Source organism: Vreelandella indica (assembly GCF_037070225.1).
Taxonomy (GTDB): Bacteria; Pseudomonadota; Gammaproteobacteria; order Pseudomonadales; family Halomonadaceae; genus Vreelandella; species Vreelandella arctica.
In genome coordinates this window covers 142258-158334 of sequence record NZ_JBANSO010000009.1, presented here as the reverse complement: position 1 = coordinate 158334, position 16077 = coordinate 142258, and the positions used below count along the sequence as shown (strand labels likewise).

At 51.2% G+C, this 16077-nt stretch carries 15 protein-coding genes; 9 read left to right on the top strand and 6 right to left on the bottom strand.

All coding sequences use genetic code 11. The features are described from left to right. Positions 1–190: 190 nt before the first annotated feature. Genes guaD through xdhA form a run of 4 tightly spaced genes read right to left on the bottom strand, consistent with a single transcriptional unit; the run spans position 191 to position 6242 of the window. On the bottom strand, positions 191–1504 hold the full coding sequence (gene guaD / locus V8L71_RS08600; RefSeq protein ID WP_336273843.1) for a guanine deaminase: 1314 nt from the start codon (positions 1502–1504) through the stop codon (positions 191–193). 1 nt (position 1505) lies between these two features. After that, positions 1506–2381 (bottom strand): xanthine dehydrogenase accessory protein XdhC, encoded by an 876-nt coding sequence (gene xdhC / locus V8L71_RS08595; RefSeq protein ID WP_336273842.1) that lies wholly within the window; start codon positions 2379–2381, stop codon positions 1506–1508. Next, a complete protein-coding gene (xdhB, locus tag V8L71_RS08590; protein WP_336273841.1) occupies positions 2378–4801 on the bottom strand; it encodes a xanthine dehydrogenase molybdopterin binding subunit in 2424 nt (807 codons plus the stop codon). The genes xdhC and xdhB overlap by 4 nt, the downstream gene beginning before the upstream one ends. Then, positions 4785–6242, bottom strand: coding sequence for a xanthine dehydrogenase small subunit (gene xdhA, locus V8L71_RS08585; protein ID WP_336273840.1), 1458 nt, complete (start codon positions 6240–6242; stop codon positions 4785–4787). Before xdhA ends, xdhB begins: the two co-directional genes overlap by 17 nt. Before the next feature lie 189 nt (positions 6243–6431). Here xdhA and V8L71_RS08580 point away from each other — a divergent pair, with 189 nt between their 5' ends. Both V8L71_RS08580 and hrpB read left to right on the top strand, forming a co-directional pair. Next, entirely contained in the window at positions 6432–7094 is a 663-nt protein-coding gene (locus V8L71_RS08580) for a TetR family transcriptional regulator C-terminal domain-containing protein (protein ID WP_336273839.1), read from the top strand. Between the two features lie 7 nt (positions 7095–7101). Further along, positions 7102–9546 (top strand): ATP-dependent helicase HrpB, encoded by a 2445-nt coding sequence (gene hrpB, locus V8L71_RS08575; protein WP_336273838.1) that lies wholly within the window; start codon positions 7102–7104, stop codon positions 9544–9546. A 24-nt stretch (positions 9547–9570) separates the two neighbouring features. Here the strand turns inward: hrpB and V8L71_RS08570 are convergent, their stop codons facing one another. Continuing rightward, positions 9571–9789: a hypothetical protein gene (locus V8L71_RS08570; RefSeq protein ID WP_336273837.1), complete on the bottom strand. Its 219-nt coding sequence runs from the start codon at positions 9787–9789 to the stop codon at positions 9571–9573. 134 nt (positions 9790–9923) lie between these two features. Here V8L71_RS08570 and V8L71_RS08565 point away from each other — a divergent pair, with 134 nt between their 5' ends. From V8L71_RS08565 to V8L71_RS08545, 5 genes are all read left to right on the top strand, one after another. Continuing rightward, a complete protein-coding gene (locus tag V8L71_RS08565; protein WP_336273836.1) occupies positions 9924–10163 on the top strand; it encodes a DUF2970 domain-containing protein in 240 nt (79 codons plus the stop codon). A gap of 127 nt (positions 10164–10290) precedes the next feature. After that, positions 10291–11406 (top strand): cytochrome c oxidase subunit II, encoded by a 1116-nt coding sequence (coxB, locus tag V8L71_RS08560; protein WP_176302259.1) that lies wholly within the window; start codon positions 10291–10293, stop codon positions 11404–11406. A 48-nt stretch (positions 11407–11454) separates the two neighbouring features. Next, on the top strand, positions 11455–13089 hold the full coding sequence (gene ctaD, locus V8L71_RS08555; RefSeq protein ID WP_336273835.1) for a cytochrome c oxidase subunit I: 1635 nt from the start codon (positions 11455–11457) through the stop codon (positions 13087–13089). A gap of 42 nt (positions 13090–13131) precedes the next feature. Beyond that, the gene (locus V8L71_RS08550; protein ID WP_176302257.1) at positions 13132–13767 is read left to right on the top strand and encodes a cytochrome c oxidase assembly protein; all 636 of its coding nucleotides are present in this window, start codon (positions 13132–13134) and stop codon (positions 13765–13767) included. Beyond that, positions 13764–14624 carry a cytochrome c oxidase subunit 3 gene (locus tag V8L71_RS08545; RefSeq protein ID WP_176302256.1) on the top strand — a complete coding sequence of 287 codons (861 nt, stop codon included), beginning with the start codon at positions 13764–13766 and terminating at the stop codon, positions 14622–14624. The genes V8L71_RS08550 and V8L71_RS08545 overlap by 4 nt, the downstream gene beginning before the upstream one ends. 5 nt (positions 14625–14629) lie before the next feature. Here V8L71_RS08545 and V8L71_RS08540 read toward each other — a convergent pair whose 3' ends face one another. After that, positions 14630–14821, bottom strand: coding sequence for a DUF2909 domain-containing protein (locus V8L71_RS08540; RefSeq protein ID WP_176302255.1), 192 nt, complete (start codon positions 14819–14821; stop codon positions 14630–14632). Between V8L71_RS08540 and V8L71_RS08535 the strand changes: the two genes are divergently transcribed. Together V8L71_RS08535 and V8L71_RS08530 are read left to right on the top strand one after the other, a co-directional pair. Beyond that, positions 14820–15542 (top strand): SURF1 family protein, encoded by a 723-nt coding sequence (locus V8L71_RS08535; protein WP_336273834.1) that lies wholly within the window; start codon positions 14820–14822, stop codon positions 15540–15542. The genes V8L71_RS08540 and V8L71_RS08535 overlap by 2 nt on opposite strands. Positions 15543–15544: 2 nt before the next feature. Then, positions 15545–16054: a hypothetical protein gene (locus tag V8L71_RS08530; protein ID WP_336273833.1), complete on the top strand. Its 510-nt coding sequence runs from the start codon at positions 15545–15547 to the stop codon at positions 16052–16054. The last annotated feature ends 23 nt before the right edge of the window (positions 16055–16077 follow it).

Here is a 16077-nt window from a genome sequence, read left to right as displayed (position 1 = left end):
TCAGCAGTGAAACCGCTTAGCGCCGATGGTAGTGTGGGGTCTCCCCATGCGAGAGTAGGTCATCGTCAGGCACCTATACCACGAAGAACCCAGCCACCCGGCTGGGTTTTTTGTGTGCGTGAAAGAAAAGCAGCCGATAAAAAGGCGGCTTTCGCCGCCCGGTTAAAGACTTATAAATGAATATGTGTTTTTAATCTCGGCGGTGTTGGCAGATACCGCCTGCCCAGGTTTCATAAATGGCGCGGTCATCGGCCAGCATCATTAGTGCAAACAGTCGCTCGCCAAGGGTAGTACAGCGGCTGATGCGTCTTGCAAGCAGTGTTGTCGACTGAGGGTCGATCACGACAAAATCAGCCTCTAAAGAAGGAGCAAGCTGGCCAATATGGTCATCCAGAGATAGCGCCTTTGCGTTACCCATGGTTAAACCATAGAAACCTTGCCATGCGGTAAGGGGTTGCCCTCCTAGCTGGCCCACTTGATAAGCGGCTTTCAGCGTTCCAAACCCTGACAAATCGGTACCTGCGCCAATATCACTGGCAAAAGTAAATGCCATACCCGTCTGTTTAGCAGCTTCACGGTCAAATAACCCACTGCCTAGGAAGAGATTGGAGCTGGGACAAAAGGCAATGTTGGCACCTCGATCTGCCAAGCGCTTACGCATGCCGTTATCAAGATGGATGCCATGCGCGAAGGTACTGCGGGGGCCGACGAGGCCTGCTTCTTCGTAAACTGATAAATAGTCACGGCTACCGGGAAATAATTCGGCTACCCAATCCAGTTCACCGCTGTTTTCAGCCAAATGTGTCTGTAGCCAAAGGCTAGGATCATTGCGGAGAAGAGCGCCAGCGGCGTCCATTTGCGTTTTGGTCGATGTAGGCGCAAAACGAGGCGTTACGCTGTAACCTAGTCGGCTCTTGCCGTGCCAATCTTCAATAAGTCGTTCACTATCGGCAATGCCCGTCGCTCCATCCAGCAGCGCCTCTGGCGCGTTACGATCCATCAATACCTTGCCAGCTAACATACGCAAATGCCGTTTATGACAAGCAGAAAAGAAGACATCCATGGAGCCAGGATGGCTAGAGCCAAACACTTGAGCGGTGGTGGTACCTGCTCGCAGCATTTCATCTAAAAATGCATTTGATAGCGCTTCTGCATGGGCATGATTGGCAAAACGGCACTCTTCAGGAAAGGTATAGTCGTTCAACCAATCAAGCAGTTGGCGGCCATAAGATGCCATGATATCTAGCTGGACATAGTGCACGTGGGTATCGATAAACCCCGGCATAATCAGTTTGTCGCGATAATCGAGAACATCAGCACCTTTGGGTAGTGAAGGTGCGAGTTCGGCGAAATGGCCGACGGCATGAATATACTGGCCTTTCAACCAAAGCAATCCGTCGTCGTAATGCTCTAAACTGCCCGGTTCGGGCGTATCGCCATCGCCAGGGTTGCGGGCAAAACTTATCAATTCGGCACGAATAAACGTATTGGTAGAAGAATTCATATTAACTCGTGATTGTCGGGGAGTCGGTCATTAGCGTTCGCAATGCCTGGGAGTCCAGACCGCGGTTTTCTTGAGAAGAGGGCGTGTCGGTTAGCCAAAGCAGTTCAGTCACCACCGTTAGCGCAATGGCGTAGGGCGTTTTATTACTCAGTTTAGTGGCGTGAACGTGTCCGATGGGGCTTCGCACGCGCAAAATTTGTTCGGAAGAGTAACCATCGCGCTTAAGGCGTCCTTGAAAGCTTGCCCATTTGCTGTCAGAGCCAATCAGTCCAATCGACGCTACGTCATCGCGCTCGATCAGCGCGGCGACTAGGGCATAGTCTTCGTCATGGTTGTGTGTTAATACCAGCGCATGGGTATCTGCAGGCAAGGCGGCAACACTTTGCTGTGCATCTTGATGGGGGTAGCAACTCAGTCGCGGCTGTTGCTGATAGTGTCCAGAAAACGCATCACGACGGCTGTCGTACCAATGCAACTGCCAAGGGAGCGGGGCGCTTAGCTTTACAATTTCCTGGCCCACATGACCTGCACCAAATATTGCCAGGTGCGATTCCGCGCCAGGAAAAGCCTCCAGCAATATATTCACAAAGCCGCCGCAGCACTGTCCGCTTCGTCCACCCAAAGAGAAAGCTTCTAAGCTGAGTCCATAGCGATGCTCTACTAAGCGTGATCGTGCTGCGGCAATAGTTTGCCACTCAAACGTACCGCCCCCTAGTGTATCGAAGATAGCGTCGGCGGTGATGACCATACGCGCACCAGGCTCGCGGGGTGTAGAGCCAGCACTCGTCACCTGTGTGGCTAAAACATGCGGCGTGCCGTCGCGCTGTAAGCGGTGCAGCGCTGCATGCCAGGAGTCAGAAGCCAGCGTATCACTCACAGCGCTTTCTCCCTGATAGCATTGGCTGCCTGCATAACCCGCTCAGGGGTAGCAGGCGTATCTAAGTGGGGGGAGGCTGTATAGTTGGTTAGACTAGATAGCGCATCCCGTAGCGCCGACCACACGCTGATACCTAACATAAACGGAGGTTCGCCGACCGCTTTGGAGCGATAGAGGCTCGCCATGGAGTTGGGGTGACCCTCCAGTAGTGCGACGTTGAAAGTAGGGGGCAAATCACCATAGGTGGGTATTTTATAGGTCGCTGGACCATCACTGATCAGGGCGCCTTTATCGTTCCATTTAAGTTCTTCACTGGTTAACCAGCCCATACCCTGAATGAAGCCACCTTCTACTTGGCCAATATCAATGGCTGGATTTAGTGAGTCACCCACATCGTGCAAAATGTCGACGCGGTCTATTAAATACTCGCCGCTTAAGGTGTCCACGCTCACTTCAGCCACTGCCGCGCCAAAAGCGTAGTAATAAAAGGGGCGCCCTTGACCGATTGAGCGATCATAGTGAATGAGCGGTGTGGCGTAGAAGCCTTTTTCCGATAGCGAAACGCGATTGAGATAGGCTGTTTGTACCAATTCACCCCAAGGAACTCGGCGTTCACTCTCGCCGATCCCTGCTACCAGCATGCCATCCTCTAAGCGCATACCTTCACGATCCAACCCCTCAGTGAAATGCTCTGCAGCAAAGTCGAATAAACGTTCACGCAGCTTTCCCGCTGCATCCCGCGCCGCCATACCATTCAAGTCAGCACCGCTAGAAGCCGCGGTAGGTGAGGTATTGGGCACTTTATCGGTTCGCGTAGCGGTAATGCGTACTTTATCCAGATCCAGACCCAACTCGCGAGCCACAACCTGACAAATTTTAGTATGTAGCCCTTGGCCCATCTCGGTACCGCCGTGATTGATCATCACGCTGCCGTCGGTGTAAACATGCAGAAGGGCGCCCGCCTGGTTAAGATGCTGGGCGGTAAACGAAATGCCAAATTTAACCGGAGTAAGTGCCAGCCCTTTCTTAATAACAGGGCTAGTGGCGTTGAAGTCGCTCACCGCTTTGCGGCGTGCCCAGTACTCACTATCGCTTTCAAGTGTTTCAACGAGTGTATGCAGTAGTTGCCGCTGATCGACCTGCTGGCCATAGTGGGTAACCTCGCGACCATCGCGGTAGAAATTGCGCTTACGAATAGTCAGCGGGTCTTCACCAATCTTGCGGGCAATATCGTCCATGGCCGCTTCGATAATCATCATTCCCTGAGGGCCACCGAAGCCCCGAAAAGCTGTATTGGACGCGGTATGCGTTTTTGCACGATGACCCGTGACCTGCGCTTCGCCTAACGAGTAGGCATTGTCGGCATGAAACATAGCGCGATCAACGATGGCATCGGAAAGGTCAGGCGAATAACCACAATCACCGATCACGGTGATCTCGCCACCTTGAAGCACGCCCTGAGAGTCAATAGCTAACCGATAGCGATTATGAAAAGGGTGGCGTTTGCCTGTTGCGCGCATATCTTCGCTGCGAGGTAAACGGAGTCGAACCGTTTTACCCGTGCGGCGGGCAATAATGGCAGCGATGCATGCCCAGGGAGAAGCCTGCGTCTCTTTGCCCCCAAAGCCACCGCCCATTCGCCGTACTTCTACCGTCACCGCATGAAAGGGAATATCAAGCACCTCCGCCACCAGCTTCTGGGTTTCGCTGGGGTGTTGGTTGGAAGTATGGACAATAACGCCTTCATCTTCGGTGGGATGAACCACGCACGCCTGGCCTTCCAGATAGAAGTGCTCTTGACCACCGACGAATAGCTCTCCCTCTATTGTCTGTTCCGCTTGATCAAGCGCCTGTTGCCAATTACCACGTGTCTGTACATGTGTAGGGCGCACAAATTCTTCGCGCTCGGTCGCAGCCACCGGGTCTAAACTGGCGGGCTGCTCGTCAATACTGACAGCGGCCAACTTGACAGCGCGGCGTGCAGCTTGCAGTGAGGTTGCTGCAACGGCGAAGAGGCATTGGCCTGTGTAGCTAATCTCTTGGTCGACAAAAATAGGATCGCCCGGAAAAACAGGGCCGATATCGGTATGCCCCGGTACCTCATGAAAGGTAATCACGTCGACCACACCAGGCGCCTCTTTCACTCTGCTGAGATCAAGCTGCGTTAAGGTGCCGTGTGCAATGGGCGATAGGCCTAGCGCAACATGCAGGGCGTCGGCAGGCAGTACCAAATCATCAATATAAGCGGCTTTGCCGGTAACGTGTTTTTTGGCGCTCTCATGAAAGCTTGAGCTACCTGCTTGACGCCGACCAGCGCTATCGACCGTATGGCGTGCCAAAGGGCCAGATCCCTGGATATGATCATGTAAATCACGGCGGGCACGGCTGCTGTCGCCGTCCAGTTTAGTGAGCGTACGCATGGAGCATCACCTCGTGGTCGGGCGCTGAAAGAGAAAGATAGAGGCGTTCAAGTAGGTTTTTGGCGGCTTGCTGGCGATAATGCTGACTGCCACGTACATCACTCATGGGTTGGAAGTCATCATCGAGTGCCTGCTGAGCGGCGCGAAACGCCTCGCGAGTAATAGCGCTGCCTTCAAGTATAGCTTCGACCCTTTGCGCGCGTTTTGGAGTGGCGGCCATACCGCCAAAGGCAATCCGCACATCACGTAAAACATTCTGTTCAACGCGGTAGCTAAAGGCACCGAGAACTGCAGAGATATCATCTTCGCGACGCTTGGAAAGCTTCCAGACGCGCAGTTGGCTGCTTTCCATTGCCTTGGGAATAAAAACTCGTGAAACGACTTCATCGGTCGCTAAGGCGGTCTGCTTATAATTCAGAAAGAAGTTTTCCAGCGCTAAGCAACGGCTGCCTTTTACGCTGGCAAATTCTACCTGGGCCCCCAATGCAAGTAGCACAGGGGGCGTATCGCCAATAGGAGAAGCATTGGCAATATTGCCACCTAGCGTTCCCCGGTTCCGGATCTGCTGAGAGCCCAATCGGTGCAGCAGGTGAGCAAAGGCGGGGAAGTGCGCTTCAAATAGTGGTTCAAGCTGAGTATAGGTGACCCCGGCGCCAATCCACCAGCCAGGTTGTCCTTCAAACGTTGTCGCTTCTACTGTTAAAAGCTCAGAAACGCGAGAAACGTCAATCAACTGATCCAGTGAAGCCAAGCGTTGCGTGCTTTCCAACCAAAGGTCTGTGCCGCCTGCCACCAAGCGCGCTTGAGGAGCTGCTTGACGCAGCTGTGTTAGCGCTGCCAAGGATGAGGGCTGGGCAAAAAAAGGCGCTTTCCCTGCTGGATCTGTTATTTCAGCATCCACTTCTGACGTTGATAGCACCGCGTCGTGCCATTGGGGGGGCTCATAAGGTATGTCATTCATGCGCAGCGCAGCATCCCGGATAGGGCGATAGCCTGTGCAACGGCACAAGTTACCACCCAGGGTTGCTTCAAGGCGTTCTGGAGTTAGCGGAGCAGGCCGCTGGTTAAGATCGTTATGCAGAGTGAAAAGCGACATGATAATACCCGGCGTACAAAAGCCACATTGACTACCATGACATTCGATCATCGCTTTCTGGGCTGGATGCAGATGCCCCTCTTTAGCTAGCCCTTCAACGGTGACTAAATGCCTACCCTGAAGTTGATGGGCTGGTGTGATACAAGCGTTGGCACTGGTAAACGTGTGGGTGTCAGCGTTTTGCTCGCCAATGGCTACGGTACAAGCACCGCAGTCACCCGATGCGCAGCCCTCTTTGGTGCCTGTTAACGCCAAATGCTCGCGTAATAAGGTTAAAATGCTCGTGTTCGGTGAAACCTCACACTGGTGGGGGGCACCATTGAGCAGGAACGCAATCGTTGCCATGCCAAACTCCACTGTTGTTGTATAGACCGGGATTGTGCTGACCGATCGGTCAATATAAGTTGAGCTTGAGACAAAATGGTCAGCCTTGCAAGTATTTGATCGCTGCACGGGAGTGGGGCAAGCTTATGCGAAATGCCTCTATTTGGGGCAACAAGCCTACCCGCCGACGCTTATTAAGGGACATTGTAAATGACCGCTGTATCCGTCACTCATGAAAGCCCCAGCCGTGAAAAAGTTGAGACAAATATTCTGATGGCCGCTGAAGAAGTGTTTTCTCAGTACGGTTACCGTGGAGCGAGCTTGCAAGTGATCGCTGATCGGGCCGGTCTCCCTAAGGCTAATATTTTGTACTACATGGGAAGTAAGCAGGCGCTTTATGTGCGACTGCTTAACCGTATGATGCATCGCTGGAACAAGGTGCTTGAAGATATTACCCCGGAGAGTGATCCAGCAACTGTGCTGAGTGATTTTATCCGCGCCAAAATGGTGCTTGGTCAGCGCTACCCCGAAGGCTCAAAACTGTTTGCAGCGGAAATTTTAGCCGGCGCTCCCTTCTTGAGTGACTATCTGGCTGGTGAACTGCGTGAGTGGGTGGCTTCTCGTGCCGCGATCATTCAGCAGTGGTCTGCGCAAGGTAAAATGGACGCTGTCGACCCCAAGTGGCTAATCTTCTTAATTTGGTCTGCTACCCAGCACTACACTGAATATAGCGCTCAGGTAAGCGGTATTTTAGGCCGAGATGCATTAACTGAAGAGGATGTTGAATCAATTTCAGCCTTTCTTGAGCACGTTATCCTAAAAGGGTGCGGAATCACTCAGTCGAGTACCAACGCTCACTTGGTGGAAAAGTGAGTGCTAAATGAGCGATTTGCCGATTGATCAGCATCTTGATCACGTTAAAAACGTCCTGGTTACCAACAATCGTCTGATGCTGATTGCCCAGCCAGGCGCTGGCAAAACTACCCGTGTCCCGCTTGCTCTGCTTACGGCCGATTGGGTAAAAGGGCAGAAGCTGCTTTTGCTAGAGCCACGGCGAGTCGCCGCGCGATTGGCGGCTAACTATATGGCTCAGCAGTTAGGCGAAAAGGTCGGTCAGACAGTGGGCTATCGCATGCGCGGCGATAGCTGTGTTAGCGCGCAAACTCGCTTAGAGGTCGTTACTCAAGGGGTGCTTACTCGCATGCTGCAGGATGACCCGCTACTGGAAGGCGTGGCTGGGATCATCTTTGATGAATTCCATGAGCGAAGTTTAGACGCCGATGTAGGGTTGGCGCTTACGCTGGATGTGCAAAGCAGTATTCGTGACGATTTACGCCTGCTGGTAATGTCGGCAACGCTGGATATCAAGGCGCTCAGGCGAGTGTTAGGGGAGCAGGTACCCACCATCGATTGTCATGGTCGTCAGTATCCGGTGACAACGCTGTATCGTCCTTCCTTAAATAGCGAAGAGAGTGTTAGCCATGCTCTGCGCGTAGTCAATGAAGCGCTTTTAATGCCTGATACGCAGGATGTATTAGTGATCTTGCCGGGCGTGGCCGAGATAAATCGGCTAGTACAAGCGTTGGAAAGGGCGCTACCAAACCTCGCGATACGACCGCTGCACGGCAGGATGAGTATCGCGCAGCAACAAGCGGCATTAGCAGTAAACACTTCACAACAGCGTATTATTGTCTCCACTGCGATTACCGAATCTAGCATTACGGTGGATGGCGTCAATGTAGTGATTGACGGTGGCTTAGAGCGAGTGCCGCTTTTTCAGCCGCGCACGGGCCTAACGTGGTTAACCACACGACGAATCAACCGTGCTAGCGCCGACCAGCGGCGGGGTCGCGCAGGTCGGCAAAGGGAGGGCGTCTGTTTTCGGCTATGGGCTCAAGAGCAGCCGTTAACCGCTTACGGTGAGCCAGAAATTCAGCAAGCGGAACTCTCATCGCTGGTGCTTGAACTGGCGTGTTGGGGGGTTGCGTCGCCCCATGAGCTGAGTTGGGTGACGCCGCCGCCAGAAAGTGCTTGGCGCAGTGGTCAAGCGCTTTTAGTGCAGCTTGGTATATTAGACGAGCAACACAGGCTAACCCCCTTGGGCAGTCGCTGTGCCCAATGGCCAGTCGAACCGCGAATAGCCGTGATGCTGGAGCGTGCTGCAGAATTCAATGCTGTTTCCCTGGCCTGTGGGCTAGCAGCTCTACTGGAGGAGCGGGACAGCTCAGAGCGCTCGCTGCATGATGCGTTAGCACTCCGGCTCAGTCAGCCTAAGCGCTTTCCTCAATGGCAGCGCGAAGCCCTTAGGCTTGCTAGGAAAGCAGGGGCCGTGCTTGATGAAGCTATGATGCAACCGCTTGGGCCGCTCTTGGCACTGGCATACCCAGAGCGCATCGGCCAGTTAATAGAGCCTGGTAAGTTTCGTCTGGCCAATGGCAAAACCGCTACGCTACCGTTAAATGATCCCTTGGCACATCAATCTTTTTTAGTGGCCGCCGTGTTAAACAGCGCAGCAGGTGACCAAGCGCGCATTATTGCTGGCGAGCAACTACCCCTTGCTTCACTGATTTCTATATATCCTGGGATTAACCTCTGGCAGCCACGCGTAACCTGGTCGCAAGAGCAGGGTCGTTTAATCGGTGAAGAGGTGCAGGCGCACGCAAGCCTTATTATTGCCAAACGGCCATTGGCGCATTTGCCGGAAGAAACCGTAACAGAGGCGCTATTGGATGCTTTACGTCAGCAGCCCAGGCGGTTGTTCGGCAAGAAGCATCAACAGTTGCTCGGGCGCATGGCGCTGTTACGCGCCAACCTGGGGGAGCAATGGCCCGATTGGTCGGAGCAGGTACTGTTAGCCACATTAGAGAGCTGGTTAGCTCCCTACTTGATCGGCATAAATCGACTGAGCGAAATTGAAGCATTGCCTATAGAGCGTTACTTGCTTGATTCACTCTCCTGGGAACAGAAAAGCCAGTTTGATCAATTGGCACCTCAAGCGCTTAAAGTACCCAGTGGAAAAGTGATTATGTTGGATTATGTGCCTTGCCTTTCCCAATGCCCTCCAGTTTTAGCTATGAAGCTGCAAGAGGCCTTTGGTTGGCAGGTAACCCCTACCGTCGTTAATGGCGGCGTTGCCGTAATGATTCATCTGCTTTCACCCGCGCGTAGGCCGCTACAAGTCACCCAAGATTTAATGAGTTTCTGGCAAAATGGCTACCCAGAGGTACGTAAAGAAATGCGCGGTCGTTACCCTCGGCATCCTTGGCCAGAAGACCCTTTGACCGCAACGGCGACTGCGCATACCAAACGGAAGATAGACAAATAGTCTGACCGTTTTTTGCCGTCATGCTTATTCGCTGCGCTTTTCTGGGATCTCGTCCGGAATACGATAGCGTACCCCTTCTACCTGTTCTTCTTCGTAGCGTTTATTTTCTTCTTCTGGCACCACACCGATTACGGTTTCCTGTGAGCCGTCGGGCCAGGTATACGTCGTACAACCTGTTAGCAGCAGTAATGGGAAAATAGCCAATAGGCTTTTAGCTGGTAGGCTTGGAAGGTGCTTGAACATGAGTCACTCCATTGGGTGGCGCTTGATCCTGGGGGAAATTAGTATCGCATAATCGGAACTATAGATTGCCATTTACCTGCCTGTAAATGCTTAGATTTTTTCCGTTTATCCAAACGTAATACCTTTGTCTGTCTATGATGATGAATGTTAACCATGAATCCTCAATGAGCGTTGTCACACCAGTCCTAATCGGAGGCTTTATGTGGTCAGTGGTGAAGTCAGTATTAGCGGCCTTGCTTGGGGTCCAGAGTAACCAGAAGCGACAGGAAGACTTTAGTAGTGGCAAGCCTGCAGCCTACATTGTTACAGGGATAGTCATTACATTGCTGTTCGTTTTGATGCTTATCATTTTGGCAACGTTTGCTGCCCGCTGAAAAGCGTTGATAGCGCTAAGTAAGCAAAGCGTGACGAATGGCACATATTTTCTATACTGCTAATATCTCATTTAGTTCTGCCCTCATCTAAAGGCAGGAGATAACAACAATAAGTCTGGAGGTTTCTATGCGATCAGCGTGGCGGTGGCTGTTAGTCATTACCCTTTCTGCGAGCGGGTCGCAGGCTAATGCCAATGATTGGAATATGCCTGTTGGTGTAACCGATGTTAGCGCCGATATCTTTGGCCTTCACATGACGATTTTTTGGATATGTGTCGTCATCGGCCTCGTAGTGTTTGGTGCTATGTTTTACTCCCTGTTTCGCTACCGCCACTCCAAAGGCGCCAAAGCCGCCAACTTTCATGAGCACACCAGTGTAGAAGTGCTTTGGACGGCTATTCCTGTCTTGATTCTGGTTGGCATGGCTGTCCCTGCTACCGCAACGCTAAAAAATATGTACGACTCTTCAGATGCAGAATTAGACGTTATGATTACAGGACAGCAGTGGCGCTGGCGCTATGAGTATCTAGGCGAGGACGTCGCGTTTACTTCTAATATGAGCACTCCACGGACGCAAGTCAGTGGGGCTGAAACGCGGGGAGAACACTACTTATTAGAAGTGGATGAGCCGCTTGTTTTACCCATCAACCGCAAAGTGCGCTTTTTGATGACCTCTGATGATGTTATTCATTCATGGTGGGTGCCCGACTTAGCTGTCAAACAAGACACGATTCCAGGTTTTATCAATGAAAATTGGGTAACGATCAATGAGCCGGGTATCTACCGTGGGCAGTGCACTGAGCTGTGTGGCATCAACCACGGTTTTATGCCTGTTGTCGTACACGCGATGGAAGAGGATGAGTTTGATGGTTGGCTTGCCGAACGCAAAGAAGCGGCTGCCGAAGAGGCCATGGGCGTTGATCGTGAATGGGCTATGGAAGAGCTAGTAGCACGCGGTCAGGAAATTTATCAATCGATCTGCTCTTCTTGCCATCAAGCTGAAGGCCAGGGCTCGCCACCTGCTTTTCCTGCACTGGCAAATAACGAACAGCTCATTAGTGATGTAGATTGGCATCTCAATAAAGTAATCAACGGTGTTTCGGGTGCTGCAATGCCGGCTTTTCGTAGCACCTTAAATCCAGTAGAAATTGCTGCTGTAGTCACTTATACGCGAAATGCTTGGGGTAACGATACGGGAGATGTGGTGCAGCCTTCAGAAGTAGCTGAGCTAATTGCCCAATAATGCTGATGTGCCACTTATTTAGACAACAACAATATTTCGGAGAGTATTATGTCGCCCAAACTACCCCCTCAACCTCATTTGCAACATAGCAGCACGGCCGTCTCCGACGGGCAAAGCCAGAGCCATGCTGCGCCGCCGAAAGGTATTTTGCGCTGGTTGTTGACCACAAATCATAAAGAGATAGGTTCTCTTTATCTGATTTTTTCACTGACGATGTTTTTCGTTGGCGGCATATTTGCTTTAGTAGTGAGAGCCGAACTTTTCCAGCCTGGTCTTCAGTTGGTCGAACCTGAGTTTTTCAACCAGATGACCACTATGCATGGTTTGATCATGGTGTTTGCCGCCGTAATGCCGGCCTTCACAGGATTAGCTAACTGGATGATACCGCTACAAATTGGAGCGCCAGATATGGCGTTACCACGATTGAATAACTTCAGTTTTTGGCTGCTTCCTGTTGCCTTTACGCTATTGCTTTCAACTCTGTTTATGCCCGGAGGAGGGCCAAATTTCGGTTGGACTTTTTATGCGCCGTTGTCGACTAATTATGCTCCTCCTTCCACTTCGTTTTTTATTCTTGCATTACATATGGCTGGTATTAGCTCCATCCTAGGTGCGATTAACATTATCGCGACTATTTTGAATATGCGTGCACCGGGCATGCGTTTAATGGATATGCCACTCTTTGTCTGGACATGGTTAATTACGGCCTTTCTGCTGATCGCGGTAATGCCGGTTTTAGCGGCAGTTATTACCATGATGCTTATGGATATTAATTTTGGCACAAGTTTCTTTAATGCGGCGGGTGGGGGCGACCCAGTTCTGTTTCAGCATCTCTTCTGGACGTTTGGCCATCCTGAAGTGTACATCATGATCCTGCCTGCCTTTGGTATTGTCTCTGCGATCATACCAACTTTTGCAAGGAAACCGTTGTTTGGTTATGCATCAATGGTTTATGCCACAGCGGCGATTGCGTTTCTGTCGTTTTTGGTCTGGGCTCATCATATGTTTGTGGTAGGGATGCCTTTGGTGGCAGAGTTGTTTTTTATGTATACCACGATGCTGATCGCTGTACCTACTGGGGTGAAAGTGTTTAATTGGGTTACTACGCTGTTTCGTGGCTCAATCAGTTTTGAATCGCCGATGCTGTTTGCCCTTGCCTTTGTCGTGCTGTTCACTATTGGTGGCTTTTCAGGGCTAATGCTGGCGATAGCGCCTGCTGATTTTCAATATCATGATACTTATTTCGTCGTGGCCCATTTTCACTATGTGTTAGTCCCTGGGGCAATCTTTGCCATCATGGCAGGTGTTTATTATTGGTTGCCGAAATGGACGGGGCATTACCCTAATGAACGGCTTGCCCAGTGGCATTTCTGGTTTTCGATTATCGGCGTCAACCTAACATTCTTCCCCATGCATTTCGCTGGGTTAGCGGGTATGCCGCGCCGTATTCCCGATTATGCTCTTCAGTTTGCCGACTTTAACTTACTTTCAAGTATTGGTGCCTTCTTCTTTGGCGCCTCACAGTTGCTATTTGTTTTAGGCATCATACTGTGCGTTCGCGGAGGTAAAAAAGCGCCAGCAAAAGCTTGGGAGGGCGCGGAAGATTTAGAGTGGACAGTACCCAGTCCTGCACCCTTGCACACCTTTGAAACACCGCCGGTTTTTCATCGCACTTCCCATTAAACATGGCATAAACCACACAGGCCAGTAGGCCCAAGAGGGGTTATGGATAGTCGAGAGCAAAACCAGGTAGGCGTGCGTCGAACAGTTATTAGAACAATGGCTGTGCTAGTAGGTATGTTCGCCTTTGCTTTTGCGTTGGTGCCGTTGTATGACGTGTTTTGTCAAATTACTGGCATCAATGGCAAGGTTGATGCTACGGCACAAAGTATCGTGCACGAAGAGGTAGATGAGTCCCGTTACATTAATGTGCAATTTATAACGCGGGGCAGCCCAGGCTTACCGTGGCAGATGAGCGTTGAAATGCATCAAATGAGCGTGCATCCGGGGCAAACGGCAGAAGTCGACTTTACGTTTACTAATAATAGTCATAAAGAAAGTTGGGGGCAGGCAGTACCTAGCGTTTCCCCTTCAAATGCAACGCGCCATTTACGCAAAGTAAGCTGTTTCTGTTTTGAAGAGCAACAGTTGCAGGGTAATGAACGCTTGACGATCCCGCTAGTGTTTCAGTTGGCGCGAGATCTTCCAGCAGATATTAATACCATCACGCTGGTATATACCCTATATCCAATTGAGCGTGTGATACAGAACGCCTCACTGAACAACACAATCAATCACGGTGTTAAGAACGATCCCAAAAACGAAGCAAAGAACAATAACGCGGCGGGAGAAACGATATGAGCAGTGGTAGCTATTATGTTCCAGCGAGTAGTCGGTGGCCTGTTCTCGGTTCGGTGGCACTCGGTGCAATGATGGCCGGAATCGGCATTAAGCTTGTTTACGACACTGGGCTGCCGCTGGTTTTAATAGGCGTGTTGGGCATAGTGTCTGTGATGGGGCTATGGTTTCGGGATGTGATCAGTGAGTCTCGTGGTGGGCTGTACGATGCTCAAATGGATCGTTCGTTTCGCTGGGGCATGGGCTGGTTTATTTTTTCAGAAGTCATGTTTTTCGCCGCTTTTTTTGGGGCGCTGTTTTACGTAAGGATGTTCACTATTCCTTGGTTGGGCGGGGAGGGCGCGAAAGGGGTTTCGGCGTTACTTTGGCCAGATTTTGTTGCTACATGGCCCCTGCTGAACCCACCCGATGCTTCCATTGCTGGCCCTCAACAAGTTTTTAGCCCCTGGCAACTTCCTCTCGTTAATACGCTAATTTTGATCACCTCAAGTATCACGCTAACAGTTGCCCATGAGGCTTTAAAAGTCGGTTACCGGCGGACATGTCGTAACTGGCTAACCGGTACCGTGCTATTAGGGTGCTGCTTTATAATGATTCAAGGCATTGAATATTATGAGGCTTATTCGCATTACGGTATTACATTGGAAGCCGGTATTTTTGGCGCAACATTCTTTATATTGACCGGCTTTCATGGGTTGCACGTGATTATCGGCACAATAATTCTTGCCACCATGTTAGTACGAATAGTGAAAGGCCATTTTGGCGATGAAAATCATTTTGGTTTTGAAGCCTCATGTTGGTATTGGCATTTCGTCGATGTGGTATGGGTTGGGCTCTTTATTTTCGTTTACGTTTTATAAATTGCCTAGCCTAGCTGGCCGGACCAAAAGCCAAATATGATGAGGACCATTAATAAACAAGCTAGTCCGATGCGCCATTTAAGAGACACAAGCAAGCGGCGAGACGAGGAGTTATCACGCAGCAAAAAGCCAGCTCCCATGGCTAGACTTATAACCATCGCAACGAATACAGCGGCAATGAGTAGTTGTAACCACATGATGAAAACCTCTCGACAATGGCGTTTTTATAGCTGGTGTTTTTTCTGGAGTCTGGTGGTGGCCTTAGGCGCCTATTTAGGACTATGGCAGTGGGAGCGGGCAGATGACAAGCGATTAGCATTGGCCGTTCGCGAAACGGCACCTGCATTGGTACAACCTACCGCGCAGCCAGCCCAAGGCGCAGAGGTAACCCTACGGGGTGAGTACTTGGCAGAGCATACTCTCTATTTAGATAATCGGATTGTAGAGGGAAGGTTAGGGGTAGCAGTACTCACACCACTGCGTGATAGCTTCGGTCAGCTTTGGTTGGTGCAGCGAGGCTTTTTAGCAACGGGGCCTCATCGTGGCCCACCCCAAGCCACTACTCCAAGTGGCAGTGTTGAGTTGACCGGTGAGTGGCAGGAAGTACAAGCGGGCGGGCCACTATATGGAGAAAACAGAGAAGGTATCAGGTTGCAGCAGTTAAGTCTTGAACCTTGGCGCGCTTCGTTAGGGTCGTTTAGCTATGCGGGCTGGGTGCATGCTAGTGAGGGCGATGGCGTTCTGATTCCTTGGTGGGAAGCCAGTGTTATGCCGCCCAGCCGGCATATAGGGTATGCGTTTCAGTGGTGGGGGCTGGCCCTGGCGGCCCTGGTGGTAATGTTTTTTGGGGGGCGAAAATTGCGTTGCGATGCAACTCAAGAAGAGTCGTTACTGAGTAAAAATAAGCAGGGTGAATAACTATGCAGGAAGCTAAATATATCCGGCGCCAGCGGCTCAAATTAATGCTGATCTTTGCGATATTCGCGGCTCCCGTGGTTGCTGCCTGGGGAATGGTCGAGTTCCGTATTGGCATCCCCGATCACCATACGGCACATGGTGATGTAGACCTGGCATTACCCGCTCTTCATGAATGGCCATTAACAGCGTCTGCCGTGAGTGAAGAAGACAAATGGATTCTGGCATTTGACTGCACTCTGCAGTGTGAAACTCGCCAGGATGAATTGTGGCGGCTACATCGTGCTTTAGGACGCGAGGCGCCAAGATTAACGCGTTTGCGCATCGGCGGGGGGCTTGAACCATTGCCGGGCGAAGTGACTAGTGAGTGGCAGCGTTTTCCTTCATGGCGAAAAGAAAACTCAGTGTGGTTGTTCGATCCTTCAGGGCGTCCGGCGCTAGCATTCGATGAAAACATCGCGACCAAATACGTGCTTGAAGATATACAGCATCTTTTTAAAGTAAACCCTCTATGAAGCGCACTAATCTCTGTTGTTAA